Consider the following 26,723-nt stretch of genomic DNA (forward strand, 5'->3'; position numbering starts at 1 on the left):
TCCTTTGTTGCAGTAAATGCTATCAAAGGAGCGGCATCAAACCGTGACAGGTCCATGATGGATGGTTAGCATGCGGGAACGGCCACTATAGCGGCCCTCAGCAGGCAGATGCAGAAACACGGTAAATCCGGGACTGTCGTATCGTTGTAGTGTGCCCGAAGCCAACCAGCCGCCATTAGCCAGCCGCTGCTCAAGATACAGCACCTCATCCGCTTCGCGAACACGGAACGTATGATCCGACAATTTGTGTATTTCATTGATGGTAGCCCGTACGTGGAACGAGCATGTCACATCAGCGGAGACGGCATGGCCTGAACAGGCTACCAGCGCGGCCACGAGCAGCTTCACTCTGAGGGCGATCATGCTGTCACCTGCTGACCAATTGCATGCAGCTTCGCAACGATATCGTCTGTCTGGAGGTGGGTGTACCGCATCAACATACGCAGGTCACGATGACCGCTGATCATCTGCACTTGGGCAAGTGAGAGGCCGCTCTCCACAAAACGGGATACTGCTTCATGCCGCATGTCGTGAAAGGTGATGTCCACAACGCCAGCGCGGGTACGCAATCTGTCAAAGGCCAATCGCACAGAGTTGCCGGACAGCGGCAAGCACCTGTCTTCAGTTCGTGGCAACTCTGCAAGCACATTCATTGCTCTTGGGCTCAGCGGAACGGTACGGGCGCATCCATTCTTTGTTAGCGGCAGGAACACGGTGCAGCGTTCCATGTCGACATGCATCCACTGCATGGAGAGCAACTCCCCCCGCCGCATGCCTGTCTCTAAAGCAAGCCTCAGCAAAGGCTTCATCAAAGGTAGGCGTGCCTCGTTCACAGCTTCAAGCAAAGCCTGCCACTCCCCTGCCTGTAGCCTCCGTTCGCGCCCATTGTGAACTCGGGGCCTGCGCACCTGCTTCACAGGGTTTCCGTCACGCACCCGCTGCCCCCAGTCAGAACACGCAATGTCGATGGCATGTTGCATCCAGCCAAGTTCACGCACGACGGTAGCAGGCTTGACCCGCTGCATGCGGTGATCACGATGTGCCACGAAGTCGGCAGTGGTCAGTTTGTCGATACGTTTGCCACTCAGCTTCTTACAAGACCGCATGAACCCGTTGATAGCGTAGGTCTCATTCTCCACGCATCGTTTATTGCTAGTAACTTCATCTCGGTATCGCTCAAGCACTTGCCCCAAGGACATGTTGCTGACCACTCCTGCTGCCGTTTGCTGTAACAATCCTTGCTCGGCCAGCATCTCGGTCTCACGCGCCCATTTCACTGCGTCTGCCCGCTTAGTAAAGGTCTTGGAATGTGATCTGCCATCCTTACGGACCATTGCTTGCCACTTGCCGCTGGGTCGTTTGTTCACTGTAGCCATCGTCTGTATCTCCATGGTTGGGAGACATCTTCGGCGTCTAAGTGCAGCGGAGGCGCAGCGGACAGGTAATCACATGTTGCACGCAAATCTGTGCAAACTCTGTAAGTGCCTGATACATTGTGCAGAAAGAATGGTGGGTGATGAGAGGCTCGAACTCCCGACATCTTCCGTGTAAAGGAAGCGCTCTACCAACTGAGCTAATCACCCGACGCCGCATCATTTAGACCAGTGTCGCGGACAGTGCAAGCCTCATTCCAGTACGTTTTGCACACCATTCTTCAGATGATAAACGCAGCCCTGCCCGCCATGGGTTGTGCGCACAGCGTGGGCCTTTTCCCCCACGACCAAACCACGGATCATGCCGCCGGTAATGCCGTGCGTAACCACAACGGCAGGCCCTTGTAATTCAGCCAGAAATGCGCGGCAGCGTGTCTTGACCCGCGCAAAACCTTCTCCGTTTGGTGCGATCTCATATTGTGCCATGAAGGGGTCTTTGCCTTTGGGCATCGGCAATTCACCGCGCAACCGCCCAGACCAGTCGCCCACGCCAATTTCACGCAGGCGGTCGTCGGTGCGGATATGGTCTGCAATGCCAGCCAGAGCGATACCTGCGGTTTGAAATGCGCGCCCTTGCGGGCTTGCATAGAAGGCGAAGCCTGTCAGGTCCAGATCCATCAATATCTCGCGCTGGCGTACCGCGTCACCCAAGCCTTTTGGGGTCAGTGGCGAATTCAATTCGCCCTGCATTCGGTTTTCAGCGTTCCAGACGGTTTCGCCGTGGCGCAGGATGTAAAGCTCCGGGTGGGTCATTCAATTGCCGTGATTGGTCTAGTCAGTGTCGTCCGTTGCAGCGACTGCGGCATTCTTGGACAGGCGGAGTTTGAGCGTCAGCACAGCCGCGCCATCATCCAAGGGCTTGGATTTCACTACGCGGATCTTGCCCAAGGGGGGCAGGTTCACCTCTGTCCCGTCGCGCAAAGCGTCACCGATCACCGCCAACGCAGCCTCGACCGCAGGCTTCACATCACGCTTTTTGAGGTCAGTGCGCGCCACAACCACGTCCAGGATTTCGGGCTTTTTAAGTACCTTTGCCTCCGCCGCGTCGACAGGCGCGGGATCTTCCATCTTTGCTTGGGTCGTTGCGGTTGTTTTGCGGGCCATGGCAGGCTTCCTTCTGTTCATTTCTGGTGCGCATTACCGCCTTTGGCATGGCAAAGGTCAAGCAGATAAGCCAAGCAAAAAGGGCGCCCTGTTGAACAAGACGCCCTTTCGATATTTTCAGACCATATCCGGTTTAGTGCGCGCGCGCACCCTCACTTGTCCCTTGGTCCTTGATCGCGGCTGCAGCAGCTTCCTCAGCGGCTTCGTCCCACTCAATCGGCTCCGGCTTGCTGACCAATGCGTGCTCCAACACTTCTGACACATGGGTGACCGGAATGATCGTCAGCCCTTCTTTGACATTGTCCGGGATTTCAGGAAGGTCCTTGGCATTCTCCTGCGGGATCAAAACAGTCGTGATGCCACCTCGCAATGCGGCGAGCAGTTTTTCCTTCAAACCACCGATTGGCATGGCGTTACCGCGCAGGGACACCTCGCCGGTCATGGCGATATCCCTGCGAACCGGAATGCCCGTCAGCACGGAGACAATCGAGGTCACCATCGCCAGACCAGCACTTGGGCCATCCTTTGGCGTCGCGCCATCAGGCACGTGCACGTGGATGTCTATGTTGTCAAACTTTGGCGGCTTCACACCGATTTCAGGCGCGATAGAGCGGACGTAAGACGAGGCCGCATCAATCGATTCCTTCATCACATCGCCAAGCTTACCGGTCGTTTTCATCCGACCCTTGCCGGGCCAACGCAGCGCCTCAATGTTCAGCCACACACCACCCACCGATGTCCAGGCCAGGCCCGGGACAACACCAACCTGATCTTGTTCTTCGGCCAGACCAAAACGGTACTTTTCGACGCCAAGGAAGTCAGAAAGGTTTTCAGCATTCACTTCAATTACTTCCGCCTCTTTCTTCACAATCATGGTCACCGCTTTCCGGGCGACTTTCGCCAATTCGCGTTCCATGTTCCGCACCCCGGCTTCACGAGTGTAGACCTGCACCATGGCCGTCAAAGCGTCATCAGAGACTGAGAATTCAGACGCTTTCAATCCGTGGTTTTTCATGACCTTTGGCAGCAAGTGCTGGCGCGCAATCTCGCGCTTTTCGTCCTCGGTGTAGCCGGCAAGCGAAATGATCTCCATCCGGTCCAAAAGCGGGCTCGGCATGTTGTAGGAGTTCGCGGTGGTCAGGAACATCACGTTCGACAGGTCATATTCAACCTCCAAATAGTGATCCACGAAGGTGGAGTTCTGTTCCGGATCAAGCACCTCAAGCATCGCAGATGCCGGGTCACCACGGAAGTCCTGCCCCATCTTGTCAATCTCATCGAGCAAAATCAGCGGGTTTGTGGTTTTGGCCTTTTTGAGCGCCTGAATGATCTTGCCGGGCATGGAGCCGATATAGGTCCGGCGGTGGCCACGGATTTCGCTTTCATCGCGCACACCGCCAAGGCTGATGCGGATGAATTCGCGCCCCGTCGCTTTCGCAACGGATTTGCCAAGCGAGGTTTTGCCCACACCGGGAGGGCCGACCAAACACATGATCGGGCCTTTCAGCTTTTTGGAACGCTGCTGCACCGCGAGGTATTCGACAATCCGTTCCTTGACCTTTTCCAGTCCAAAGTGATCGGCATCCAAGACAGCCTGCGCTTTGTGCAGGTCTTTCTTGGTGCGTGATTTCACGCCCCACGGCACGCCCAATATCCAGTCCATATAGTTGCGCACAACAGTGGCTTCCGCGGACATCGGCGACATATTCTTGAGTTTTTTCAACTCCGCATCGACCTTCTCACGGGCTTCCTTGGACAGTTTGGTTTCGTTGATCTTGGTCTCAAGCTCATCGACTTCGTTCTGGCCCTCTTCGCCATCGCCCAATTCTTTCTGAATGGCTTTCATTTGCTCATTCAAATAGTATTCGCGCTGGGTGCGCTCCATCTGGGATTTGACGCGGGTTTTGATCTTTTTCTCGACCTGCAGCACGGACATTTCGCCCTGCATCATGCCAAAAACTTTTTCCAGCCGCTCAGAGACAGAAAGCGTCTCAAGCAGGCCCTGTTTCTGATCGACTTCAATGCCGAGGTGGCCGGCAACCAGATCGGCCAGTTTCTCAGGCTCGGTTGCATCGCCCACGGCGGCCATCGCTTCTTCTGGGATATTCTTTTTAATCTTCGAATAGCGCTCAAACTCAGCCGAAACATTGCGCACCAGCGCTTCAATCTCTGCCGGATCGCCAGTCGTCTCATTCAGGTAGCTGCATGTGGCCTCAAAATAGCTATCATTCGGAATGAAGTCAGTAATTTTGACACGGCTGCGCCCCTCGACAAGCACTTTGACAGTGCCGTCAGGCAATTTCAGAAGCTGCAAAACATTTGCCAGCACGCCTGTGCGATAGATCCCGTCCTGCTCGGGATCGTCCTGACCGGGGTCAATCTGGCTGGACAGCAATATCTGCTTGTCGTCCTGCATCACTTCTTCAAGCGCGCGGACTGATTTTTCGCGCCCTACAAACAGTGGCACGATCATGTGTGGAAAGACCACAATGTCGCGCAGCGGCAGGACGGGATAGGATGAACTCAACGGTTCTTGCATGCTCTTTTCCTTTATTGGCAAGACGCGCCGGCCCCGCTTTGCGGCAACATGGGGCGTCTCCAGTGCCTCTACATGTGGGGCGATGTCGCAGGGGTTTCAAGCGACCACATGATTTGCTTTTGCCCTAGATTGCCTTCGTCGGGCGGCGGCTGCAAGCGCCAAGCCTGTAAAATCAATCTGATCGGTTAAATCGGCACGATATCACCCTGTGCGCGGCCTGCATGGAAATCTGCCTCCCATGCCTCAAACTTGCCCGCAGCAATCGCGTCGCGCATGCCCTGCGTAATGTCCTGGAAGTAATGCAGGTTATGCCACGTCAACAGCATCCCGGAGATCATCTCTTGCGCCCGATAGACATGGTGCAAATATGCGCGTGAGTATTTTGTGCAGGCCGGGCATATGCAATGTTCATCCAATGGACGCGGATCATCGGCATGGCGCGCGTTTTTGATATTGACCACACCGCGCCGCGTGAAAGCTTGCCCGGTACGTCCAGAGCGGCTTGGCAAAACGCAGTCCATCATGTCAATCCCGCGTTTGACAGCACCCACGATGTCATCCGGCTTTCCCACCCCCATAAGGTAGCGTGGCTTATTTTGCGGCAGCTGGTCGGGGGCGAATTCAAGCACGCCAAACATCGCCTCCTGCCCTTCGCCCACCGCGAGCCCGCCAACGGCATATCCATCAAACTCAATCGCACGCAGCGCCTCCGCACTTTGCCCGCGCAGGTCCTCTTCCAAGCCGCCTTGTTGGATCCCAAAAAGCGCGTGTCCCGGACGATCCCCAAAGGCATCACGAGACCGTTGTGCCCACCGCATCGATAGCCCCATGCTCTGCTGGATGCGTTTGCGGTCCGCAGGCAGTGCGGGGCATTCGTCAAAGCACATCACGATATCGGAGCCGAGCAGCTTCTGGATATCCATCGACCGTTCAGGCGTGAGGTGATGTTTGGAGCCATCGATATGGCTTTTGAAGGTTACGCCTTCCTCGGTAAGCTTGCGCAGGTCCGATAGGCTCATCACCTGAAATCCGCCACTGTCGGTCAATATGGGCTTGTCCCAATTCATGAACTGATGCAGCCCGCCAAGACGGTTGATCCGTTCAGCCGTCGGACGCAGCATCAGGTGATAGGTGTTCCCCAGAAGAATGTCAGCGCCCGTTGCCGCAACGCTTTCAGGCATCATCGCCTTGACGGTTGCGGCAGTACCAACGGGCATAAACGCAGGTGTCCGAATATCACCGCGCGGGGTCGAGATCACGCCGGTACGGGCTTTACCGTCGGTGGCATTCAGGGCAAAGGAAAATCGTGTCGTCATAAGGGTCATCCTATCGGTTGCCAGCGATATGACCCAAGCCATTCCGATTGAAAAGACTTTCCCAAACACAATATCGCACCTAGCGTGACAGCATGACCGACGAGACCACAGAACCTCCTGCCGTCACAGCTGCCATCTACGCAGGCTGCATCATCGCGTTCATCAGCTTTGGCTTTGCGGCTACGTTCGGTGTATTTATGCGCCCAATGACAGAGGCACTGGACTGGCCGCGCACGGTATTTTCGCTTTCCATGGCCGTGCAAGCGATATCCTGGGGTGCCACCCAGCCACTCGCGGGGATGGTCGCCGACAGGTTTGGGAGCGGGAAAGTTTTGGCGGCGGGTGCCTTGATGGCCAGCCTTGGCTTTGCGCTCAGAGGTGTTGTGACCGATCCGGTGCTCTTCATCTGGACCGGCGTGATTGTCGGTATCGGTACAGGTTGCTCTGCATTTCAGATTGTGATTATCGCCTTGGGCAAGGTCGTTGCCCCTCATAAGCGCAGTTTTATTCTGGGGTTGGGAACAGCCTCTGCCTCTGCGGGGATGTTTCTTGCGGCTCCTGTGTCAGTCTATCTCATCAGCGAGCTGGGGTGGAACACGGCCATTTTTGCAATCGCGATCAGTTATCTCATGATCCTGCCCATGGCAATTTTTGTGAACCGCGTGTCAGTGGCAACCGTCAAAGCTGGCGAAAGCCAGTTCGCCTATGCTGTCAAATCCGCCTTTCAAGACCGGGCCTATGTGCTCTTATTCGTTGGTTTCTTTGTTTGTGGTTTCCACGTGGCGTTTATTCAAAACCATCTGCCCGCCTACATCGGAGATGCAGGCTTAGCCGCCAGCCTTGGGGCGCGGTCATTGGCGCTGATCGGTTTGTTCAATATCGCGGGTTCATTCCTGTCGGGTTGGTCAGGGCAACGCTTTTCCAAGAAACGTGTGCTGAGTGGGATCTACTTGACCCGAGCGATCGTCATCGGTCTTTTTGTGCTCGCCCCTTTGAGCCCGGGCAGCGTCTACATCTTTTCGGCGGCCATGGGCATTTTGTGGCTCTCTACCGTGCCATTGACCACATCACTTATCGCGCAAACCCAAGGCGTGACGTATCTGTCGACGCTCGGTGGCTTGATCTTCCTGAGCCATCAGTCAGGCGCGTTCATCGGTGCATGGTTAGGCGGGTGGATATACGACACATACGGCAGCTATGAGCCGATGTGGTGGGCCGCTGTCGCCTTGGGTCTGTTTGCCACGTTGATTCATTTGCCGATCCGCGAAACACCGGGGCCTCTTGCGAAGGCTACGCGGTAAACCTTCGCCCGCCGCCCCCCTTTACGGCCCCATTGCCAAACCCTATATGTTTGGTCAGGAATTCAGGAACGGATGCTATGACAGACAGCAACGCACAGCTTGAAGGCGCGCCACTGATTGCGCCGTCGACGACCGATCACCCGCTTTACGAAGATATCGTGATGGCGTGCAAGTCGGTCTATGACCCTGAGATCCCAGTCAATATCTACGACCTCGGCTTGATCTACACGATCGACGTCAAGGATGATAACGCCGTCAGCATCATCATGACATTGACGGCCCCCGGCTGCCCCGTCGCAGGCGAGATGCCTGGCTGGGTTGCCGATGCGGTAGAGCCGCTGCCCGGTGTGAAGCAGGTCGACGTTGAGATGACCTTTGAGCCGCAGTGGGGCATGGACATGATGTCCGACGAAGCCCGGCTGGAGCTGGGCTTTATGTAAGCCACCCGCGTGCGGGGCCAAAATGCCAAACAGCGAAGGGTTGTACGGAGGCATAAAGCCGCATTGCGATCGATGTGCCGGCGCTTGGAATTTGACCGCAGAACGCCTACATTACCCAAAGACGTCTAGGAGCACAGTCATGTTCGGCATTCCCGGCAAGCAAGCAGTATCCATCACCGACAAAGCAGCCACGCAGATTGCAAAGCTGATGCAGAAGGATGGCCATCAGGGATTGCGCATTGGTGTCAAGAAAGGCGGCTGTGCGGGAATGGAATACACCATGGACTACGTGACGGAGGTTGATCCGCTCGACGAGGTGGTTGAGCTGGATGGCGCACGCGTCATGATTGCTCCGATGGCGCAGATGTTTCTTTTCGGCACAGAAATCGACTATGAGGTGTCATTGCTCGAATCCGGCTTTCGGTTCCGCAACCCCAATGTCGTGGATGCATGTGGGTGCGGCGAGTCGATCAAATTCGACGAAAATATTCAAGCCACGTGATGTCCGTCAGCGACGCTGACACAGCAATCGCGCGCGACGCATTGACAAAGGAAACGCCCATGCCCCGCAAACTTGCTGCTGGAAACTGGAAGATGAACGGGATGAAACAGGATTTGGAGACGATCCAAAGCCTGAGCGAAACTTATGGCGCCGCAACCGTCGATGTGATGGTTTGCCTGCCTGCCACATTGATTGCTGCCTGCCGCGACAGCGCGATTGGTATTGGCGCACAGGATTGCCATGCGCTGGAGGGCGGCGCCCATACCGGTGATCTTAGCGCTGAAATGCTGGCCGATGCAGGCGCAACCGCCATTATCACCGGCCACTCTGAACGCCGGGCCGATCACGGTGAAACGGACGCCGATATCTGCGCTAAATCGAAGGCCGCCTATCGGGCCGGCACAATGGCCATAATTTGTATCGGTGAGACGCTCGCCCAGCGTGAAGACGGCACCACACTGCAACTGATTGATATACAGCTGGCAGGCTCTGTCCCGGATGCGGCCAGTGCGGCGAACACTGTTATCGCTTATGAGCCCGTTTGGGCAATTGGTACTGGTAAAGTTCCCACCCTCGCGCAAATCGAGGAGGTTCATGCCCACATTCGTATGCGCCTTACAGAGCGTTTTTCGGACGGGGCGGAATTCACGCTGCTTTATGGCGGTTCCGTCAAAGCGGGCAATGCCGCTGAAATCTTCGGCGTCCCCAACGTAGACGGTGCATTGGTCGGCGGCGCCAGCCTGAAGGCGGCGGACTTCGGACCGATTATTGCAGCGTTGCAAGCAACATAGATCAGCCCATACCGTCCATGACTTCTTGCAGCCGGCTGACAGCGGTATCGATATCTTTTATCACGGCATCCGCGCCAATCATGGTGCTGATGTCAGGATGATGATCGAGGATATGCCCCGCCACAACCAGATGCGACAATGGATGCGATATCCGCAGCGCAAGGACCAGACGGGTCAGCGGCTCCAGCATTGTGTCAGAATTGGCAACGAGAACAATCGCACGGTAGCTGCGGGTCTCTGAGCGCGCGACCAATGTGTCGTGGTCGAGGCCCACCAGCATGTCAACATCCCAGCCTTCGCGGCGAAAGATATCGGTGGCAATCTCGATCCCCAGCGAATGGGTCTCTCCCGGCGCAAGCGCGAACATTGCAGGACGCTCATCGCGGTCTTCGGCAATGGCGGGGGCAACAACATGGCGAAGCGCGCGGATCATCCGGTAGAGCTTGCCGGAGGCAATGGTCACCTCGGCAAATGAAATCTCATCGTTGTCCCACATCTGGCCGAGCCTGCGTGCGGCACCGGCGACATAACCAAGATAGATGACCTCCAGCCGCACACCATCCCGGCGAGCTGCAACGATCATATCATCAGCCGCACGGTCATGTGTCGATAAGAGTGCCTCACAAAGGGCGTCGATCCCTGTCGTCGATGGCATCTCTTCTTTTTTCGCGGCGCGTGGCATCCGAAATTCAAGGCGCCTGACCACTTCCCGCGCCAAACTCGTAACAGCCTGCCGCGGTAATTTTTCGCTGACCAACCTGAATTGCTGGTCAGCCTCTTGATATGCGACGCGATCGAACGCGTCGTCGTTCATTGGCGCCTTGGCCATGAACGTCCCTCCCTGGTTGGCAAATCGGTCCCCCTAACAAATTGCTATCGGATTGGCTTTGGTATCCGACTGCATACGATCTATCATATTTATAAGGGTCTCGCGGCGTGTCAGAACGTCGCGGCGCAGGTGCAGCAATTTGGCGATTGCCCAAAACAGCTTAGGTAACACGCGTCACGGCGCCGGCTGCTTGCAATCTGCGAAACTGTCCGCCAATGCTTTGCCATGCAAAACATCTCACAATCCCCAGTTGATCCCGCTTTCGTCCAAGACCCCTATCCGTTTTACGACAAGGCCCGCAGTTTAGGGGATTTCGTCTATTGGACCGACTATGAGATGGCCTGCGCCGTCAGCCATCAGGCCGTGCATGCGGTGTTGCGCGACAGGCGCATGGGCCGCGAATGCCCCGCCGAACTTGCCCCTGATATCGCCGCACACCTCAAACCGTTCTTTGACGTGGAGGCCCACTCAATGCTGGAGTTGGAACCACCGCGACACACCCGTCTGCGCGCACTGGTGCTGCGCGCTTTTACCAGCCGCACCATCGCCGCCCTGGCCCCGGATATCCGCGCGCTCTGCCATCAACTGATCGATGCCTTTCCGTCAGGGTCTTTCGATTTTCTCACCGCCTATGCGCAGCCAGTCCCCGTTGTCATCATCTCGCGTCTGCTTGGCGTCCCTGAGGAGCGCGCGGATGATCTGGTGCGTTGGTCCAATGCAATGGTCGCCATGTATCAGGCCCGCCGCACGGCCCAAATTGAAGCGGATGCCATTTCCGCAACAGAGGATTTTGTAGCCTTCATGCGCGGCTATATTGCCCAGAGACGCAAGACACCGACCGATGACCTGATCTCAACCCTGATAGCGGCGGAGTCCGATGGGGAAAAACTCAGCGAGGATGAGCTGATAACAACCTGTATTTTTCTGCTGAACGCAGGTCATGAGGCGACGGTGCATACGCTCGGCAACGGCACCAAGACGCTGCTTGAGCACGGTGTGCGCGACATCACCGAGGCTTGCATCGAAGAGCTGATCCGTTTTGATCCGCCACTGCATATGTTCACCCGTTGGGTCTATGAGCATGTTACAATAGGCGCGCATGACTTCAAACGCGGCGATCAGATTGCTTGCCTGCTTGCTGCAGGCAATCGTGATCCCGACGCTTACGCTGATCCCGCGACGTTCCTGCCTGTCCGCAAGGGGCCACAAAATACCAGCTTTGGCGGCGGCATACACTTCTGTGTCGGCGCACCACTGGCCCGGCTTGAATTGAACATCGCGCTGGAGGTGCTGTTTGAGCGCTGCCCAAACCTGACGTTGGCTGAGCCGCCACGATATGCGGATCTCTATCACTTCCATGGGCTGGAGCGGCTGATGGTCACGCAAACCCCATAAACCACAGCAGCATCGGTATCGTCACGACGGCCAGCATCGTCTGCCCGGTCACAAGCCCCGCCATAAACAGTCCATCTCCGCCAAATTGGCGTGTCAGCACATAGGCCGTGGGTGCTGTGGGGATCGCGCAAAAAATCACCAGGACCAACGCCTCTATCCCGTCAAGTTGCATGGTCCGCGCTACACCCAGTGCCAGTATAGGCATTGCCACTAACCGCAAGGCGCTATTGGTCGCCAACACCCCCCAATCGCGGCGCAGTGCAGACGGTCGCAACGCCGCCCCGACGCAAAGCAATCCCAAAAGCAAGCTGCCCTGCCCCAGCAATCCAAAGAAACGGTCCAATCCAAATGGCAGCCCGAACCCAGTCAGCGCAATCGCGATGCCCGCCATACAGGCAACAATCAGCGGATTGGCCAAGACCGTTGCGATCAGAGCGATCGGTCTGCGCGCCACCCCATTTCTGGACAGCGCGACGATTGACAGCACATTGACCAACGGCACGGCAACAGCCAGCAGAACCGCCGCGCGTTTAAGCCCGCCTGCACCAGCAAGACTGGCCGTGATAGCCAGACCCAGATAAGTGTTGAAACGCACGCCCCCCTGAAACCACGGCCCGAAGCGGGCGGCGGGCATGGGGCGGACCATCCGCCACCCAAATAGCGCGATGGATGCGATACCGATTGTTACAATCGCAGCCAAACCCAGACGCAAGATTGACGGATCTCGCACCGGCGCATCAGCGAGACTGGACAACAAGAGCGCCGGAAACAGGATGAAGTAATTCAAGCGCTCTGCCGCGGGCCAGAATCCCGATTCTGGAAAACCACGCCACGCCAGCAGACCCCCAAAGCAGATCAACCCGAAAAGTGGCCAGATTGTCAGCAGTATCATCGCGCCCTCATATCAATCCCCGCAGCTATGCCCCATCAGAGCGGCAGCGCAACCGTCGATTTGATCTCTTCCATGGACAGCAATGCAGTGACGTTATGCACTTTCACCTCAGAGATCAGTGCCTGATAGAACGTGTCATAGGCCCGCGCGTTTTGAACCCGCACTTTCAGTATATAGTCGATGTCGCCCGCGAGGCGGTGCGCTTCTTGCACTTCCGGCCGCGAACGCAAGGCATTCAGGAACCGACCCTGCCAGTCCGCGTCATGCTCCGATGTGCGGATCAGAACAAAGAAACAAGCCTCAAATCCGAGCGCTTCCGCATCAAGCAACACGGTCTGCTGCCCGATGATTCCCGCGTCGCGCATCTTGCGAATGCGATTCCAGACCGGGGTCTTGGATGACCCCACCGTCTTGGCAATTTCATCCAATGATTGCGCCGCATCCGCCTGCAACGCCGCCAAAATTTTCCGATCTGTGGCATCAATCCGTACCGACATTCTGAAATCCTTTGCTTCGCAGGACACTTGGTCCAATTTTACACATTACCGGAACATGCGTCCTTATCAACGTACATGGGGAGGCAAATAGCAGAATAGTATTCTATATTGAAGTCAAGAAATCAGTAGGTCACCCAATGAAGCACTTTCCTATCTTCCTTGCCGTTGCGGGCCGTCGCATCGTTTTGTCAGGTGGCGGCCATGCGGCTATGGCAAAGCTCCGCCTGTTGATGAAGACCGAGGCGCATTTGACTGTGATCGCTGCCGGCATTGCCCCTGACATCCGCAAATGGGCAGATCAGGGCAAGCTGCGGATCATTGAGCGTGCTATGGCGCCGGGTGATGCGCTTTGTGCTGCTCTGTTTTACGCCGCCAATGAAGATGACGCCGAAGACGCGCGTGTCTCAGAGATTGCCAAAGACGAAGGCGCATTGGTCAATATTGTTGATAACCTCGCCGACAGCCAGTTTATCACGCCAGCGGTAGTGGACCGCGATCCGGTGACGGTCGCTATCGGGACCGAAGGGGCTGCGCCGGTTCTGGCGCGCGCCATCAAAGCCGATCTTGAGGCTCGCTTGCCGCCCTCGCTGGGGACGCTGGCGCGGATCGGCAAGAGCTTCCGTCACGCAGTTGAAGTTCTGCCGATGGGCCGCAAGCGTCGCGCGTTCTGGACCTCTTTCTACTTCGGGGCTGGCCCAAAGGCCTTTGCTGACCAAGGAGAGGCGGGCATAATCCCTGCCCTCGAAGCACTGCTCGACGATAAGATCGCCGCAACAAACTCCGCAGGTCATGTGGATCTTGTTGGCGCTGGCCCCGGTGACCCGGAATTGTTGACGCTAAAGGCCCGCAACGCGTTGGATAGAGCTGATGTCGTTATTCACGACCGTTTGGTTACAGGTGAAATCCTTGAGCTGGCCCGTCGCGAGGCCATCATCATTGATGCGGGCAAGGAAGGCTTTGGTCCGTCCATGAAGCAGGCCGAGATTGACGCGCTGATCGTGAAACATGCGCTGGACGGTCATCATGTTGTGCGTCTCAAGGCCGGCGACCCAACCGTCTTTGGCCGCCTGGACGAAGAGATCGAAGCCCTTGCCGAACATGATATCCCATACCGCATCATTCCCGGCATCACCGCGGCCTCTGCTGCTGTTGCTTGCATCGGGCAGAGCCTGACCAAACGGGGCCGGAACGCTGCCGTGCGCCTTATCACCGGGCACGATACCAAAGGCTACGCAGATCACGACTGGTCAGCGCTTGCCGTCCCTGGCGAAGTTGCGGCAATTTATATGGGCAAGAAATCCGCGCGTTTCATCCAAGGGCGCTTGCTGATGCACGGGGCCGATCCTGCCACACCGGTGACGATTATCGAAAACGTCAGCCGCGCCGATCAACAGATCATCGCAACGACCCTGGCCGAGCTTGAGCCGACGTTGACGCAAGCCAAACTGGAAGGTCCGGCCATCACTTTCTACGGCCTCGCCCCACGCGACGCCGCCATTTCAGTACAAAACATCAGGGAGTTCGCATAATGCCCGTTTCTTTCACCCCCAAAGTGGTGACCGCCAATGCCTTGCTCGACGGTGATGCCGTTTGGCTGACGGAAGCGGACACATGGTCGCGCGATATCCGCGAGGCTGAGTTGCTGACAGATGAGGCCCATGCCGATCTGCGTCTGCTCGAAGCGCAATCGCGCGTTGATGAAATCGCAGGCGCTTATCTGGCCGATGCGAAAGCCACCAGTGACGGCCCGGCCCCGGTCCATTTCCGCGAAACATCTCGCACGCGCGGCCCATCAAATTATGTCCATGGCAAGCAAGCGGAGCTATCCTGATGTACAGCTACACCGAATTTGATGAAGCCTTCGTGCGTAACCGTGTGGCCCAGTTCAGGGGTCAGGTTGAGCGCCGCGTTGATGGCTCACTGACGGAAGATGAATTCAAGCCGCTGCGCCTGATGAACGGTCTCTATTTGCAACTACACGCCTATATGCTGCGTGTTGCCGTCCCCTATGGAACACTGAACCCCGCCCAGATGCGCCAGTTGGCGCATATCGCCGACCGTTGGGACAAGGGCTATGGCCATTTCACAACCCGCCAGAATATCCAGTACAACTGGCCGAAACTGCAAGATGTGCCGGATATGCTGGACGCGTTGGCCGATGTGGGGATGCATGCTATTCAGACCTCTGGCAACACGATCCGCAATGTTACCGCCGATCACTTCGCCGGTGCTGCCGCCGATGAAATCGAAGACCCGCGTCCCGTGGCAGAATTGCTGCGCCAATGGTCAACCGACCACCCGGAGTTCCAGTTCCTGCCGCGCAAATTCAAAATTGCCGTGACCGGTGCCGCCCATGACCGTGCGGTGACAAAAGCCCATGACATCGGGTTGCGCATGGTACGCAACGCCGCGGGAGAGCCGGGTTTTGAAGTCATCGTGGGCGGCGGCCTCGGGCGCACCCCGATGGTGGGCAAAGTGCTGCGCGACTTCCTGCCAAAGGCCGATCTGTTGCCTTATTGCGAGGCCATTGTCAGCGTTTACAACCTGTTGGGTCGGCGAGACAACAAATATAAGGCCCGTATCAAGATCACCGTGCATGAAAATGGTTTGGAGAAAATCCAACAACTGGTCGAGGAGCGCTTTGCAACAATCCGCGCGGGTTTTTCAGGGTACGATCAGACGCTCTTGACCGAGATTGAAGCCGCCTTCGCACCACCTGACTATGTTGCAAAATCAACCGATGGATATGAGGCGGCGCGCCTTGCGAACCCCGCTTTCCGCAGCTGGACCGATACGAATCTTTCCGCGCACAAGGCAGACGGCTACACCATCGTGTCGATTAGCATCAAAAAGCACGGGGCGACGCCAGGGGATGCGACATCGGATCAGATGCGTGTGATGGCGGATCTGGCTGAAACATACGGGCACAACGAATTGCGCATCAGTCACGCGCAAAACGTGATCCTGCCGCATGTCCATAAATCCGACCTGCCAATACTCTATGCTGCCTTGCGCGCCGCGGACCTTGCGACGGCGAACATTGGGCTGGCATCCGACATCATCGCCTGCCCCGGCATGGATTATTGTGCGCTGGCAACAGCGCGTTCGATCCCCGTGGCGAAGGAGATTGCGACCCGCTTTGATGAGCTGAAGATAGAGCATGAAATTGGTGAGCTGAAGATCAAGATCTCTGGCTGCATCAATGCCTGCGGGCACCACCATGTCGGCCATATCGGCATTCTTGGTCTCGACCGGGCCGGTGTTGAAAATTACCAGATCACTTTGGGCGGTGACGGGACCGAGACAGCGACAATTGGTGAGCGCGCAGGCCCCGGCTTTGGTGCCGAAGATATTGTGCCTGCGATTGAGCGCCTTGTGACGGGCTACCTCGATTTCCGTCTAAACGCAGATGAGACATTTTTGCAAGCCTACCGTCGGCTCGGCATGGCCCCGTTCAAATCCATCCTGTACCCAACGGAGGCCAAAGCAGATGCCGCTTAAGGAATTCGCAGAACGCCGCAATATTCTACACCGGAAATCTGATCCGCAGACCGTGTTGCGGCATGCGTTGACTGATGTGCAGATCGGCAAGCACGCAATCGTCTCTTCCTTTGGCGCGGAAAGCGTTGTGCTTTTGCACATGGCTGCTCAAATCGCCAAGAACACCCCGGTGATCTTTCTGGACACAGAGATGCTCTTTCCCGAAACGCTGAGATATCAGCACGATGTGGCATCTGCACTGGGGTTGACTGACATTCGCGTCATTTCGCCTGACCGCACTGCCGTCCTGACTGAAGATGTTGATGGCTTGCTGCACCAAGCGGACACGGATGCGTGTTGCAATCTGCGCAAGACCCGACCATTGGAGCAAGCCTTGCAAGGGTTTGAAGGCTGGGTCACCGGGCGAAAGCAATATCACGGTGGCCAGCGCGCCAGACTGCCTTTGTTCGAAAAAGATGGCCGCAGGATCAAGGTGAACCCGCTGGTCCATTGGGATGCCACACAGCTACGCGAATATATCGCGGTACATGATTTGCCGCGTCATCCGCTGGTCGCGAAGGGCTATCCATCAGTTGGCTGCATGCCTTGCACCACGCGTATCGGCGACCACGAACCCGCCCGTGCAGGGCGCTGGCGCGACAGTGTAAAAACCGAATGTGGCATTCACCGTGCTGCACCTCAGCGCGCTGCGCCTGATGTGGCGGCGCGATGAGTTTTTTTGCCAAGATGAAGAGGGAGCGTTGGCTCTCCAAAGGACCAGTATGACTGTGATTGTGAATGATGCAGGCTTTGTGGCGGATGATTTTGACTGCGGCTTCGTGGCGTTGGGTGATATCGCGGCCAATGATTGTGGTTATGGCATTGAACTTGCGTCAGATACGCCGCCCACAGCATTGGCGGGCCTCAACGATGCGCGGATGATCCGGATTGATTTTCCAAGCTTCGCAGATGGCCGTGGCTTTACTTTGGCCCAATTGCTGCGAAACGCCGGCTTCCAAGGACGCCTGCGTGCCAAAGGCTATGTGTTGGCCGACCAATATGCGATGGCGCGCCGCGCCGGCTTCGACGAAGTCGAAATTTCTGACACCCTCGCGGCCCGCCAGCCGCAAGACCAATGGCAAGCCCGCGCTGACTGGCAAAACAACAACTATCAGGCCCGTTTGCGCGGCTAGGGACTTTCCCTGATCCATATCAACGACTAGACGGAGGGCGTAGCATTGAGCTGCGCCATGACACATATGACTGAGCAATCACCCGTGACCATCCAAACCGCCAAGCCCGTACCGACTTTGCCTGATGCCCAAATGGTCACCGGCGTGAAGCATTACACAGATCGTTTGTTTTCATTCCGCGTCACGCGGCCCGCGTCGCTGCGGTTTCGCTCCGGTGAGTTTGTGATGATTGGTCTGATGGGCGATCCTGACCCCAAAACCGGCAAACAGAAGCCGCTGTTGCGGGCCTATTCGATCGCCTCCCCCTCTTGGGATGAGGAATTGGAGTTTTATTCCATCAAGGTTCAGGATGGCCCGCTGACATCGCGGTTGCAGCATATTCAGCCCGGTGATGAGGTGATCTTGCGCCCCAAACCAGTTGGCACGCTCGTCCATGACGCATTGCTGCCCGGCAAGCGTATCTGGTTTTTCGCCACAGGTACCGGCTTTGCGCCATTTGCCTCGCTGTTGCGCGAACCGCAGACTTACGAAGATTATGATGAGATCATCATTACCCATACCTGCCGCGAAGTCGGAGAACTCACATATGGTCGTGATCTGATTGAAGCGCTCAAGTCTGATGAGCTGCTCAACGAGGTCATCGGTGACGGGTTCTGGGAAAAGATCAAGTACTATCCAACCACAACCCGCGAAAAGAGCCCAAAGATGGGCCGGATCACCGACCTGATGCGCTCAGGTGAGGCATTTGCTGACCTTGGCGTGCCGCCGTTGAACGCTGACACAGACCGCGTGATGATTTGCGGCAATCTGGCATTCAATCTCGAGCTTAAGGACATGTTGGAGGAATATGGCTTGGTGGAGGGCGCAAACTCCAAACCGCAGCATTATGTGGTTGAGAAAGCGTTCCTCGATTAAAGCGCGTACACCCAATAAGAAAGGCCGCGTCAGATCACCGGCGCGGCCTTTTTTCGTATCTTTGGCGCAGATTATTCGCTGGCTTCTTCGGCTGAACCGGTCAAACCTTGCAGCGCGTCACCAAGTGCGTTGGCGGCCTCTTCACCGATTGTTTCAGTGACACCTTCAACCGCGTTGTCGATGGCTTGGTTCACTTCTTCCGTCGCAGCTTCTACTGCGGCTTCGGCAGCAGCAGTCGCGGCAGCGGCGGCGGCCTCAGCTTCGGCGGCAAGTGCCGCTGCTGCGGCCTCTGCGGCGGCTTCAACTTCTGCAGCGGCTTGGGCAGCGGCAACTTCTGCCGCTGCGGCTTCAGCGGCGGCTGCGGCCTCTGCTGCGGCAACTTCTGCCGCTGCAGCTTCAGCGGCCTCACGCTCTGCTTGCTGGGTCGCGCCAGTCAGCACGCCGATAGCTTCATTCGGGCCTCGGCCCTCAACTGCGTATTGATAGCCAAAGAAACCTACGATGGCCAAAATAACGATAATTGCAATTGCACGCATGGTTCGTCTCCCTTTCAAAATGATAAACTGGGCCTGCGTGGCCCTTGCCGCTGCATATGTCAGATACCCTAGGAAAGAGAAAGGGATAGCATAGCGGGAAAATCAACCCAAATCGCCCCCTTTTGCGGGTTGAAGCTGACAGGGCGCGCGTTTAGTTTGCATCTCACCTGAACGGAACAACACAAGGATAAAGAAAATAGGACGCAGACCTCATAACGCGCCACCACAACGCGATACAGGCCCACGGATCAACGAACGCATCCGGGCCGCCGAAATCCGCCTGATTGGCGCAGAAGGCGAAAACGTCGGTGTTGTGACACCCGAACGGGCCATGGTTATGGCTGATGATGCCGGCCTCGATTTGGTCGAGATTTCTCCCAACGCAAACCCGCCAGTTTGCAAAATCATGGACTACGGCAAGTTCAAATACGAGACTCAGAAGAAAGAAGCTGAGGCGCGTAAGAAACAAAAGATTATCGAGATCAAAGAAGTGAAATTCCGCCCTAACACGGATAACCACGACTATGATGTCAAAATGCGCAATGTTTTCAAATTTCTTGAAAATGGCGACAAAGTGAAGATCACACTGCGCTTTCGTGGTCGTGAAATGGCCCACCAGCAGCTTGGACGTGAGCTGCTTGAGCGGGTTGCAGAGGACACCAAAGAGAGCGGCAAGGTAGAGAACTTTCCAAAGATGGAAGGCCGCCAGATGGTCATGCTGATCGGGCCTTTAACGAAGTAAGCACCTTGATCCCGCAGCCGATTTAAACCCCCGGAAATTCCGGGGGTTTTGTTTTTTAAGAATAGCTTATGGTGCGTTCTTTATGTGCCCTTGCGCAGGACCTGCGTCAACTCTGCCATAATGCTGATGGCAATTTCCGCAGGCTGGCGCCCTCCGATTGGCAAGCCCACTGGCCCGTGAATGCGTGTCAACTGTGCGGTATCCCAACCGGCCTGCGTCAATCGCGCGAGGCGCTTGGCATGGGTTCGTTTTGATCCCAGACAGCCAATATAAAACACATCCGCCTGCAGCGCCGCCATAATCGCCGGATCGTCAATTTTCGGATCATGCGCAAGTGTGACCACCGCCGTCCGCCCATCCCGCATCATCTGTGCAAGGACATCTTGCGGCCAAGCGTCATGCAGGTCCACGTCGCCAAAGCGATCAGGGGAGGCAAAGGCGGGTCGCGGATCAATCACGCTGATATTGTAACCACAGGCCTGCGCCATTGGCACAAGGCATTGCGCGATATGGACAGCCCCGACAATCACAAGCCGCAATGGTGGGTTGTGAACGCAAACGAATGTCTTTGCGTCCACTTCAATGCCGGATTGGTCGCGCCGAAAGCGTTCGGGAAAGGCATCTCCACTCCGCAGCTCAGGCCCGCCGGAGTGTAGCCCCGTGACATAGGCTACTGCCTCGCCCCGCGCGCGTCGTGCGACTAATTCCCGCAGCGTTTCCAAAGGGATCACTGTGCCAACGGGTTCCACCAGCACCTTGATTTCCCCGCCACAGGCCAGTCCGACGGCGAATGCGTCATCATCGCTCACACCGAAGTGCAACAGGCGTTGTTGGCCATTGGCAATCGCCTCCACTGCCTCCGTGACGACAGCGCCCTCGACGCAGCCACCTGACACCGACCCTGCCATAGCGCCGGTGGCGTCAATCACCATTTGGCTACCCGCCTGTCGTGGCGCCGACCCCCAGGTTTGCACCACGGTGGCCAGTGCCACGCCACGTCCTGCGCAGTGCCAGTCCAGCGCCAGTTCGGGGGGGTCGGTTTTCATTGTCATAAGGTTTTCGCAGATTGTTTTGGCTTGCCGGCACCATAACCACGGCGCCCGGGCATCAACATAGCAAAATGCACTTCGCGCCACGCATTGCCCCCGACCGCCCAAAGCCTTAGTTTATCACCTCAATGACGGGAAGCAGCGCATGAACGATTCCAAGCCAATCACCAAGACCGGATTCGGGCCAGACCTTGGCCCATTTGATTGGGCCGATCCCCTGCGCCTTGAAGACCAGCTCACTGAAGATGAGCGCATGTTGCGCGATGCAGCGAACGTCTTTGCGCAATCGACACTGCAACCCAAAGTGACTGATGCCTACCGTGAGGCCACCGTTGATCCAAAGATTTTCAAGCAGATGGGTGATGCGGGCCTGCTCGGCCTGACGATCCCGGAAGAATACGGCGGGCTTGGTGCGGGATATGTCACCTATGGGCTGGTCGCCCGCGAGATTGAGCGCGTCGACAGCGGCTACCGGTCGATGATGTCGGTGCAGTCTTCTTTGGTGATGTATCCAATCCACGCCTATGGCAGCGAAGCACAGCGACAGAAATATCTGCCCGGCCTTGCGGCAGGCACGTTGATTGGCTGTTTTGGCCTAACGGAGCCCGACGCAGGCAGTGATCCGGCTGGCATGAAAACCACCGCAGAAAAGACCGACGGTGGCTATGTGCTGAACGGCACAAAAATGTGGATCAGCAACGCGCCGATCGCGGATGTCTTTGTGGTCTGGGCCAAGTCCGATGCGCATGGCGGCAAGATCCGTGGATTTGTACTGGAAAAGGGCATGTCAGGGCTCTCGGCGCCAAAAGTTGGTGGCAAACTGAGCCTGCGAGCCTCTGTGACAGGCGAAATTGTGATGGACAATGTCGCTGTCGGTGAGGATGCGCTCTTGCCGAATGCGCAAGGGTTGAAAGGCCCCTTCGGGTGCCTGAACCGCGCACGTTACGGGATTGCCTGGGGTGTGATGGGTGCTGCGGAGGCGTGCTGGCACGCGGCGCGCCAATACGGGCTTGATCGCAAACAATTCGGCAAGCCGCTGGCGCAAACGCAGCTTTTTCAAAAGAAGCTCGCCGATATGCAAACAGAGATCGCACTGGGCACACAATCCGCCCTGCAACTGGGCCGCTTGATGGAGCAAGGCAAAGCCGCCCCGGAGATGATTAGCCTGATGAAACGCAACAACTGCGGCAAGGCGCTCGACGTGGCGCGGGCTTCGCGTGATATGCATGGGGGCAATGGAATCAGCGAGGATTTCCAAATTATGCGTCACATGGTAAATCTTGAAACCGTGAACACATATGAGGGAACGCATGATGTTCATGCATTGATCCTTGGTCGTGCACAAACGGGCCTGCAGGCCTTCTTTTAGGACGAAACGGAAACAGTAATTCTCGAAATGTTCTCTTTGTGAACGCTATTGCGCGCAAATTTGGACGTGTTTGTAAGTAACAAGTAACGGGCGATGCCTTTGGTGAAGGCCCCGGAGTAAAGTAATGGAAGACCGCCAACTCTCTCTTGAGATTAAACTGTCAGACCTCGATGCCAATGAATGGTTCGGGGCTATTGACGATCTGTGCGAAGAAAACGGCTTTTTTGAGCAACTTGGACGCAGCCATTGTGCGGGATTTCTGGAGGCGGGAAATGACCTGCTGGTCACTTTCGAAAACGCAGAGCGCGTGCGCGCGCATCACCCCGATGCAGAGCCGCGTGGATATGAATATGTGCGCCAGGAAGGTTGGTCGCATATGGCACTCTATTCATTTTCCGAAAGCTGGTTTCGCGATAAGACAATTTACGCGTTCTTCGACAGGCTGATCGACGATGGGTTTTTTGAAGACTTCAAGAATGTCGTTTTTTATGGCGGCGACGGGGGGGCCGCCTATGCTGCCGCTGCCTACAGCGTTGCCGCATCACAGGCCACAGTCATTGCACTGCGCCCGCAAGCCACGCTGGAGCCGCGCTGGACCACGTGGGACGACCGCTACAAATCGGCGCGCAAGGATAGTTTTACCGACCGCTACGGCTATGCCCCGGAAATGATTGACGGCGCAGGCAAGGTATTCATCGTTTATGACCCCTTTGAGCCACTGGATGCTTGCCATGCCACCCTGTTTCGCAAGCCGGACGTCACGCATATACCCTGCCCGTTGTTTGGCGTAGATCTCGATCTTGCGCTTGATCGGATGGGTATTCAGGATGTAATTGTCAAATTGGCGATGGACGGCCGATTGGATGGGCAACGCTTTCGGCAGCTCTTGCGGGCGCGGCGCTATGATTTGATCTATGTCCGCAGTCTGGTCGACCATTTGATTTCAGCAAATCGCCGGGCGTCTGCCGCAGCAATTTGCCATTATATGGTCGTCCGTGGGCAGACCAGCTACTTCAAACAGAAACTGTCAGCATTGTCGGAAGAAGCCGCTTAGATATGATAGATATCGCGGTAGACATGCCGTACGATATCAGCGCGCCGCAGACCAATCTTTGCCAGGTCTTCATCGCTGAGATCACGCAGGCGGTTGACTTTGTCGGTGCGGCTTTGAGCATCCGAAATGCGTGCAAAGACCCCTGTCATATGTGCGACCATCCGTGAGATGACGCTGTCTTTTTGGGGTGCATCAACGGCCGCTGTATAAAAGGCCATGTTTGTCTCCTATCAAGCAAAGTGGCGATGCTTGATAGATATGCCCCTTGCAGTCAGACGAAACAGATAATGCTGCATTGCCGCATTGCATACGCCGCATGGCCAAAGGCTAATCACGGCGTCCGGCAACAATCTTGCTTAAAACCGCATAGATGCGTTCGCCGAAGTAGCCAAGGATTGCGCCGATCACCACGCCAAACAATGTGCCGCTGTCCATCAGGCTCGCGACAATGGCTGCGCCGAGCAACGCGGCCATGAAGGCAATCAACCGCTTTTCATCAGGCGCAACTGTGACATGACCTTCGAGGGCTTTGACAATCGGCCCCGCCACCGGCTCTTCGATCTTTGGGGTGAGGTAGCCCGCCAGTACGGCGATCAAAAATCCAAACATGACAGCATCTCCCTTAAGTCTCAAAACATGAGATAGAATAACGGGTATTGCGCAATAATCTACAAGCAGGAATGCAAAGTCCTATGGCGTCGGCGCGCGCAACGGTGTAATCGGGCAACATGCCCGATAGACATTTGACACGCCTGACCATCCGCCGTCCCGACGACTGGCACTTGCATCTTCGTGATGGCGACATGCTCAAAGCTGTGGTGCCGGAAACCACGCGCCATTTCGCCCGCGCGATCATTATGCCCAATCTGGACCCTCCGGTTGTGACCGCACAGCAAGCCGTGGCCTATCGCGAGCGGATCATGGCAGCCCTGCCTAATGGCGCAGATTTCACGCCGCTGATGACGCTCTATTTGACTGAAACCACCGATCCCGAAGATGTCCGCGAAGCCCATGCCGCCGGTATTGCGACGGCGGTGAAGCTCTACCCTGCCGGCGCAACCACGAATTCTGCATCCGGTGTGCGTGATTTCGAGAAAGTCCGCGCGGTGCTTGCCGTCATGGCCGAAATCGGGATGCCGCTTTGTGTGCATGGTGAAGTCACCGATCAAGAGATCGATATCTTTGATCGCGAGGCGACTTTTATTGATCGGGTTTTGAAACCGCTTCGCAAGAAAGTCCCTGATCTGAAAGTTGTGATGGAACATGTGACGACGCAAGATGCCGTTGACTATGTGCGCGACAGCAACAAGAACCTCGCCGCGACGATCACAACCCACCACTTGATTATCAATCGCAATCATATTCTGGCCGGTGGTATCAGGCCGCATTATTATTGCCTGCCGGTTGCCAAACGCGAAGCGCACCGCGTCGCTTTGGTGCAAGCTGCGGTCTCTGGCGACAAACGTTTCTTTTTAGGCACCGATAGCGCGCCCCACACCGATCCGGCAAAGCTTCAACCTTGCGGCTGTGCGGGTATTTTCACCGCCCCCAACACCATGTCCTGTCTGGCAGAAGTGTTCTTTGCCGCAGGCCGCTTGCGCAAGATTGAGGATTTTGCATCATTGAACGGCCCGCGTTTTTATGGGCTCAAACCCAATGAGGCAACGATCACCCTCGTCAAAGGTGATCCGGTCACTTATCCCGCAAAAATCGATACCGGCGATGGCCCGGTCACGGTCTTTGATCCGGGGTTTGATCTCCATTGGCGTGTTGAGACGGACTGAGCCCGTCGGAGCCTCCGGCGGAAGTTTACCTAGGATAAAGAAGAAGTAAGGCTTGAGCATGATCCCCACCTCCTTTCCGGCAAAAGAAGAAATGGCGCGTTTGACAGCCGCAATGCTGATCGAAATTGGCGCGATTGACTTCAATGCCAAAGAGCCTTTCACCCATGCGTCCGGCAAGCAGGCGCCGACTTATGTTGATTGCCGCAAGTTGATCTCATTCCCGCGGATCCGTGCGACGTTGATGGATTTCATGGCTGTGTCGATCATGCGCGAGGCCGGATTTGAGGCTTTTGACAATGTCGCAGGCGGTGAAACAGCGGGTATTCCTTTCAGCGCGCTTGTGGCTGAACGCCTCGCTCTGCCGATGACCTATGTCCGCAAGAAACCCAAGGGGTACGGCCGCAATGCCCGCATCGAAGGTGTCATGACAGAAGGTCAGCGCGTACTATTGGTTGAAGATCTGACAACGGATGGTGGTTCAAAACTGTCATTTGTGGATGCGATCCGCGAAACCGGTGCAAGCTGTTCTGCGACCGCCGTGATCTTCTACTACGGAATTTTCGACGGTGTTGAGAAAACCCTGGCCGAACATGGTGTTCAGCTGATCCATCTTTGTACCTGGTGGGATGTTTTGGCCGAGGCGCAGGCGCGCAAAGCCTATGACCCGGAAACCCTTGCCGCTGTTGAGGCTTATCTCAATGACCCTGCGGGCTGGAAACCGGCCTAAATACTTATCCACGGCTCTGTGCACAACTAAGTTGAGAATCGCGAGTGTCATTCTGCATGTCGTATAGGCTTTGCGGTGTACCACCTGATCTGGTAGGGTTGCGTTGGACGGGCAGTTATCCACAAGGTTATCCTGCGGGTTGTCCCCGTTGATATCCTGATAGCCTTTTTGAACATCCAACTGCTATGGCACAGGAGGGACAAAGTGAGGGGACAAGATGAACGAAATATCAGCGTTTAATGCCAGCGGCGTCGAAGATGCGAGCGCCGACGCGATGCCTCATTCCATTGAGGCCGAACAGCAGCTTTTGGGTGCGATCCTGACCAACAATGATATTTTTGACCGTGTCGCCGCGATCATTGGACCCAAGCATTTCTACGACCCTGTTCATGCGCGTATCTTTGAGACAGCTGCCACCCGGATTGGCCGCAACATGCTCGCCAGCCCTGTCACGCTGAAGGCTTTTATGGAGGACGACGAGGGCCTCAAAGAGCTTGGCGGCCCGCCTTATCTGGCCCGTCTTGCCGGTGCTGCGATTTCCGCTTTTGCGGCGCGCGATTATGCCCAGATGATCTATGATCTGGCGACCCGGCGCGAATTGATCCGGCTGGGCCGCGATATCACAGACAAAGCCGCGAAGGTTGATGTCGAAAGCGAACCACGCGAGCAGATCGTGGAGGCCGAGCAAGCGCTTTATTCACTCGCTGAGCAAGGTGTGTCCGAGAAGGGCTTTCAGTCGTTCCTCGCTGCTGTCACCGAGGCCGTCAATGTCGCCAATACCGCCTATCAGCGCGACGGCGGATTGGCCGGCATTTCAACCGGGTTGGTTGATATG

Annotated in this window: 30 protein-coding genes and 1 tRNA gene; 17 read left to right on the forward strand and 14 right to left on the reverse strand. The window is 56.4% G+C overall.

The window, feature by feature from the left end; genetic code table 11:
• Positions 1–36: 36 nt before the first annotated feature.
• The 7 genes from ACFDSS_RS05375 to tgt form a co-directional block, all read right to left on the reverse strand.
• A complete protein-coding gene (locus tag ACFDSS_RS05375; RefSeq protein ID WP_375254738.1) occupies positions 37–363 on the reverse strand; it encodes a hypothetical protein in 327 nt (108 codons plus the stop codon).
• Positions 360–1,376 carry a tyrosine-type recombinase/integrase gene (locus tag ACFDSS_RS05380; protein ID WP_375254739.1) on the reverse strand — a complete coding sequence of 339 codons (1,017 nt, stop codon included), beginning with the start codon at positions 1,374–1,376 and terminating at the stop codon, positions 360–362. Before ACFDSS_RS05380 ends, ACFDSS_RS05375 begins: the two co-directional genes overlap by 4 nt.
• A gap of 131 nt (positions 1,377–1,507) precedes the next feature.
• Positions 1,508–1,583: transfer RNA gene (locus tag ACFDSS_RS05385), tRNA-Val, on the reverse strand.
• 42 nt (positions 1,584–1,625) lie between these two features.
• Positions 1,626–2,186: a histidine phosphatase family protein gene (locus ACFDSS_RS05390; protein WP_375254740.1), complete on the reverse strand. Its 561-nt coding sequence runs from the start codon at positions 2,184–2,186 to the stop codon at positions 1,626–1,628.
• An 18-nt stretch (positions 2,187–2,204) separates the two neighbouring features.
• Complete coding sequence (locus ACFDSS_RS05395; protein ID WP_375254741.1) at positions 2,205–2,537, reverse strand: HU family DNA-binding protein; 333 nt, start codon at positions 2,535–2,537, stop codon at positions 2,205–2,207.
• Between the two features lie 133 nt (positions 2,538–2,670).
• Positions 2,671–5,076: an endopeptidase La gene (lon, locus tag ACFDSS_RS05400; RefSeq protein WP_375254742.1), complete on the reverse strand. Its 2,406-nt coding sequence runs from the start codon at positions 5,074–5,076 to the stop codon at positions 2,671–2,673.
• A gap of 185 nt (positions 5,077–5,261) precedes the next feature.
• Complete coding sequence (tgt, locus tag ACFDSS_RS05405; RefSeq protein WP_375254743.1) at positions 5,262–6,392, reverse strand: tRNA guanosine(34) transglycosylase Tgt; 1,131 nt, start codon at positions 6,390–6,392, stop codon at positions 5,262–5,264.
• Positions 6,393–6,484: 92 nt separating this feature from the next.
• Between tgt and ACFDSS_RS05410 the strand changes: the two genes are divergently transcribed.
• The 4 genes from ACFDSS_RS05410 (at position 6,485) to tpiA (ending at position 9,426) form a co-directional block, all read left to right on the forward strand.
• Entirely contained in the window at positions 6,485–7,693 is a 1,209-nt protein-coding gene (locus tag ACFDSS_RS05410; protein WP_375254744.1) for an MFS transporter, read from the forward strand.
• A 77-nt stretch (positions 7,694–7,770) separates the two neighbouring features.
• Positions 7,771–8,133 (forward strand): SUF system Fe-S cluster assembly protein, encoded by a 363-nt coding sequence (locus ACFDSS_RS05415; protein WP_375254745.1) that lies wholly within the window; start codon positions 7,771–7,773, stop codon positions 8,131–8,133.
• Between the two features lie 139 nt (positions 8,134–8,272).
• Positions 8,273–8,635 (forward strand): HesB/IscA family protein, encoded by a 363-nt coding sequence (locus ACFDSS_RS05420; RefSeq protein ID WP_375254746.1) that lies wholly within the window; start codon positions 8,273–8,275, stop codon positions 8,633–8,635.
• 59 nt (positions 8,636–8,694) lie between these two features.
• Positions 8,695–9,426 (forward strand): triose-phosphate isomerase, encoded by a 732-nt coding sequence (gene tpiA / locus ACFDSS_RS05425; protein ID WP_375254747.1) that lies wholly within the window; start codon positions 8,695–8,697, stop codon positions 9,424–9,426.
• Position 9,427: 1 nt separating this feature from the next.
• Here the strand turns inward: tpiA and ACFDSS_RS05430 are convergent, their stop codons facing one another.
• On the reverse strand, positions 9,428–10,255 hold the full coding sequence (locus ACFDSS_RS05430) for a B12-binding domain-containing protein (RefSeq protein ID WP_375254748.1): 828 nt from the start codon (positions 10,253–10,255) through the stop codon (positions 9,428–9,430).
• A gap of 225 nt (positions 10,256–10,480) precedes the next feature.
• On the opposite strand from ACFDSS_RS05430, the gene ACFDSS_RS05435 reads away from it, so the two are divergent.
• Positions 10,481–11,650: a cytochrome P450 gene (locus ACFDSS_RS05435; RefSeq protein ID WP_375254749.1), complete on the forward strand. Its 1,170-nt coding sequence runs from the start codon at positions 10,481–10,483 to the stop codon at positions 11,648–11,650.
• On the opposite strand, the gene ACFDSS_RS05440 is transcribed toward ACFDSS_RS05435, so the two are convergent.
• Positions 11,634–12,542 carry an AEC family transporter gene (locus ACFDSS_RS05440; RefSeq protein WP_375254750.1) on the reverse strand — a complete coding sequence of 303 codons (909 nt, stop codon included), beginning with the start codon at positions 12,540–12,542 and terminating at the stop codon, positions 11,634–11,636. The two genes, ACFDSS_RS05435 and ACFDSS_RS05440, sit on opposite strands and share 17 nt — an antisense overlap.
• A gap of 35 nt (positions 12,543–12,577) precedes the next feature.
• The gene (locus tag ACFDSS_RS05445; protein WP_375254751.1) at positions 12,578–13,039 is read right to left on the reverse strand and encodes an Lrp/AsnC family transcriptional regulator; all 462 of its coding nucleotides are present in this window, start codon (positions 13,037–13,039) and stop codon (positions 12,578–12,580) included.
• Between the two features lie 137 nt (positions 13,040–13,176).
• Between ACFDSS_RS05445 and cysG the strand changes: the two genes are divergently transcribed.
• From cysG to ACFDSS_RS05475, 6 genes are all read left to right on the forward strand, one after another.
• Positions 13,177–14,568 (forward strand): siroheme synthase CysG, encoded by a 1,392-nt coding sequence (gene cysG / locus ACFDSS_RS05450; RefSeq protein WP_375254752.1) that lies wholly within the window; start codon positions 13,177–13,179, stop codon positions 14,566–14,568.
• The gene (locus ACFDSS_RS05455) at positions 14,568–14,870 is read left to right on the forward strand and encodes a DUF2849 domain-containing protein (RefSeq protein ID WP_375254753.1); all 303 of its coding nucleotides are present in this window, start codon (positions 14,568–14,570) and stop codon (positions 14,868–14,870) included. The genes cysG and ACFDSS_RS05455 overlap by 1 nt, the downstream gene beginning before the upstream one ends.
• Positions 14,870–16,540, forward strand: a complete 1,671-nt coding sequence (locus ACFDSS_RS05460) for a nitrite/sulfite reductase (RefSeq protein ID WP_375254754.1) — start codon at positions 14,870–14,872, stop codon at positions 16,538–16,540. The genes ACFDSS_RS05455 and ACFDSS_RS05460 overlap by 1 nt, the downstream gene beginning before the upstream one ends.
• The gene (locus ACFDSS_RS05465) at positions 16,530–17,252 is read left to right on the forward strand and encodes a phosphoadenylyl-sulfate reductase (protein WP_375254755.1); all 723 of its coding nucleotides are present in this window, start codon (positions 16,530–16,532) and stop codon (positions 17,250–17,252) included. Before ACFDSS_RS05460 ends, ACFDSS_RS05465 begins: the two co-directional genes overlap by 11 nt.
• A gap of 49 nt (positions 17,253–17,301) precedes the next feature.
• Positions 17,302–17,712 (forward strand): DUF934 domain-containing protein, encoded by a 411-nt coding sequence (locus ACFDSS_RS05470; protein WP_375254756.1) that lies wholly within the window; start codon positions 17,302–17,304, stop codon positions 17,710–17,712.
• 66 nt (positions 17,713–17,778) lie between these two features.
• Positions 17,779–18,627, forward strand: a complete 849-nt coding sequence (locus ACFDSS_RS05475) for a ferredoxin--NADP reductase (protein ID WP_375254766.1) — start codon at positions 17,779–17,781, stop codon at positions 18,625–18,627.
• A gap of 71 nt (positions 18,628–18,698) precedes the next feature.
• Here the strand turns inward: ACFDSS_RS05475 and ACFDSS_RS05480 are convergent, their stop codons facing one another.
• Entirely contained in the window at positions 18,699–19,163 is a 465-nt protein-coding gene (locus ACFDSS_RS05480) for a hypothetical protein (RefSeq protein ID WP_375254757.1), read from the reverse strand.
• Positions 19,164–19,359: 196 nt separating this feature from the next.
• Between ACFDSS_RS05480 and infC the strand changes: the two genes are divergently transcribed.
• Entirely contained in the window at positions 19,360–19,905 is a 546-nt protein-coding gene (gene infC / locus ACFDSS_RS05485) for a translation initiation factor IF-3 (RefSeq protein WP_375254767.1), read from the forward strand.
• An 80-nt stretch (positions 19,906–19,985) separates the two neighbouring features.
• Here the strand turns inward: infC and ACFDSS_RS05490 are convergent, their stop codons facing one another.
• A complete protein-coding gene (locus ACFDSS_RS05490) occupies positions 19,986–20,957 on the reverse strand; it encodes an XdhC family protein (protein WP_375254758.1) in 972 nt (323 codons plus the stop codon).
• 142 nt (positions 20,958–21,099) lie between these two features.
• Between ACFDSS_RS05490 and ACFDSS_RS05495 the strand changes: the two genes are divergently transcribed.
• Together ACFDSS_RS05495 and ACFDSS_RS05500 are read left to right on the forward strand one after the other, a co-directional pair.
• Complete coding sequence (locus ACFDSS_RS05495) at positions 21,100–22,323, forward strand: acyl-CoA dehydrogenase (RefSeq protein ID WP_375254759.1); 1,224 nt, start codon at positions 21,100–21,102, stop codon at positions 22,321–22,323.
• A gap of 124 nt (positions 22,324–22,447) precedes the next feature.
• On the forward strand, positions 22,448–23,377 hold the full coding sequence (locus tag ACFDSS_RS05500) for a phosphoadenosine phosphosulfate reductase (protein WP_375254760.1): 930 nt from the start codon (positions 22,448–22,450) through the stop codon (positions 23,375–23,377).
• On the opposite strand, the gene ACFDSS_RS05505 is transcribed toward ACFDSS_RS05500, so the two are convergent.
• Both ACFDSS_RS05505 and ACFDSS_RS05510 read right to left on the reverse strand, forming a co-directional pair.
• On the reverse strand, positions 23,374–23,595 hold the full coding sequence (locus ACFDSS_RS05505) for a DUF1127 domain-containing protein (RefSeq protein WP_375254761.1): 222 nt from the start codon (positions 23,593–23,595) through the stop codon (positions 23,374–23,376). The two genes, ACFDSS_RS05500 and ACFDSS_RS05505, sit on opposite strands and share 4 nt — an antisense overlap.
• A 109-nt stretch (positions 23,596–23,704) precedes the next feature.
• Positions 23,705–23,986, reverse strand: coding sequence for a hypothetical protein (locus ACFDSS_RS05510; protein WP_375254762.1), 282 nt, complete (start codon positions 23,984–23,986; stop codon positions 23,705–23,707).
• A 119-nt stretch (positions 23,987–24,105) separates the two neighbouring features.
• Here ACFDSS_RS05510 and pyrC point away from each other — a divergent pair, with 119 nt between their 5' ends.
• The 3 genes from pyrC to ACFDSS_RS05525 form a co-directional block, all read left to right on the forward strand.
• Positions 24,106–25,161 (forward strand): dihydroorotase, encoded by a 1,056-nt coding sequence (pyrC, locus tag ACFDSS_RS05515; protein ID WP_375254763.1) that lies wholly within the window; start codon positions 24,106–24,108, stop codon positions 25,159–25,161.
• A 58-nt stretch (positions 25,162–25,219) separates the two neighbouring features.
• Complete coding sequence (locus ACFDSS_RS05520; protein WP_375254764.1) at positions 25,220–25,888, forward strand: orotate phosphoribosyltransferase; 669 nt, start codon at positions 25,220–25,222, stop codon at positions 25,886–25,888.
• A 217-nt stretch (positions 25,889–26,105) separates the two neighbouring features.
• The coding region (locus ACFDSS_RS05525; protein ID WP_375254765.1) for a DnaB-like helicase N-terminal domain-containing protein at positions 26,106–26,723 on the forward strand (618 nt) is incomplete at its 3' end.

Source organism: Yoonia sp. (assembly GCF_042093035.1).
Classification (GTDB): domain Bacteria; phylum Pseudomonadota; class Alphaproteobacteria; order Rhodobacterales; family Rhodobacteraceae; genus Yoonia.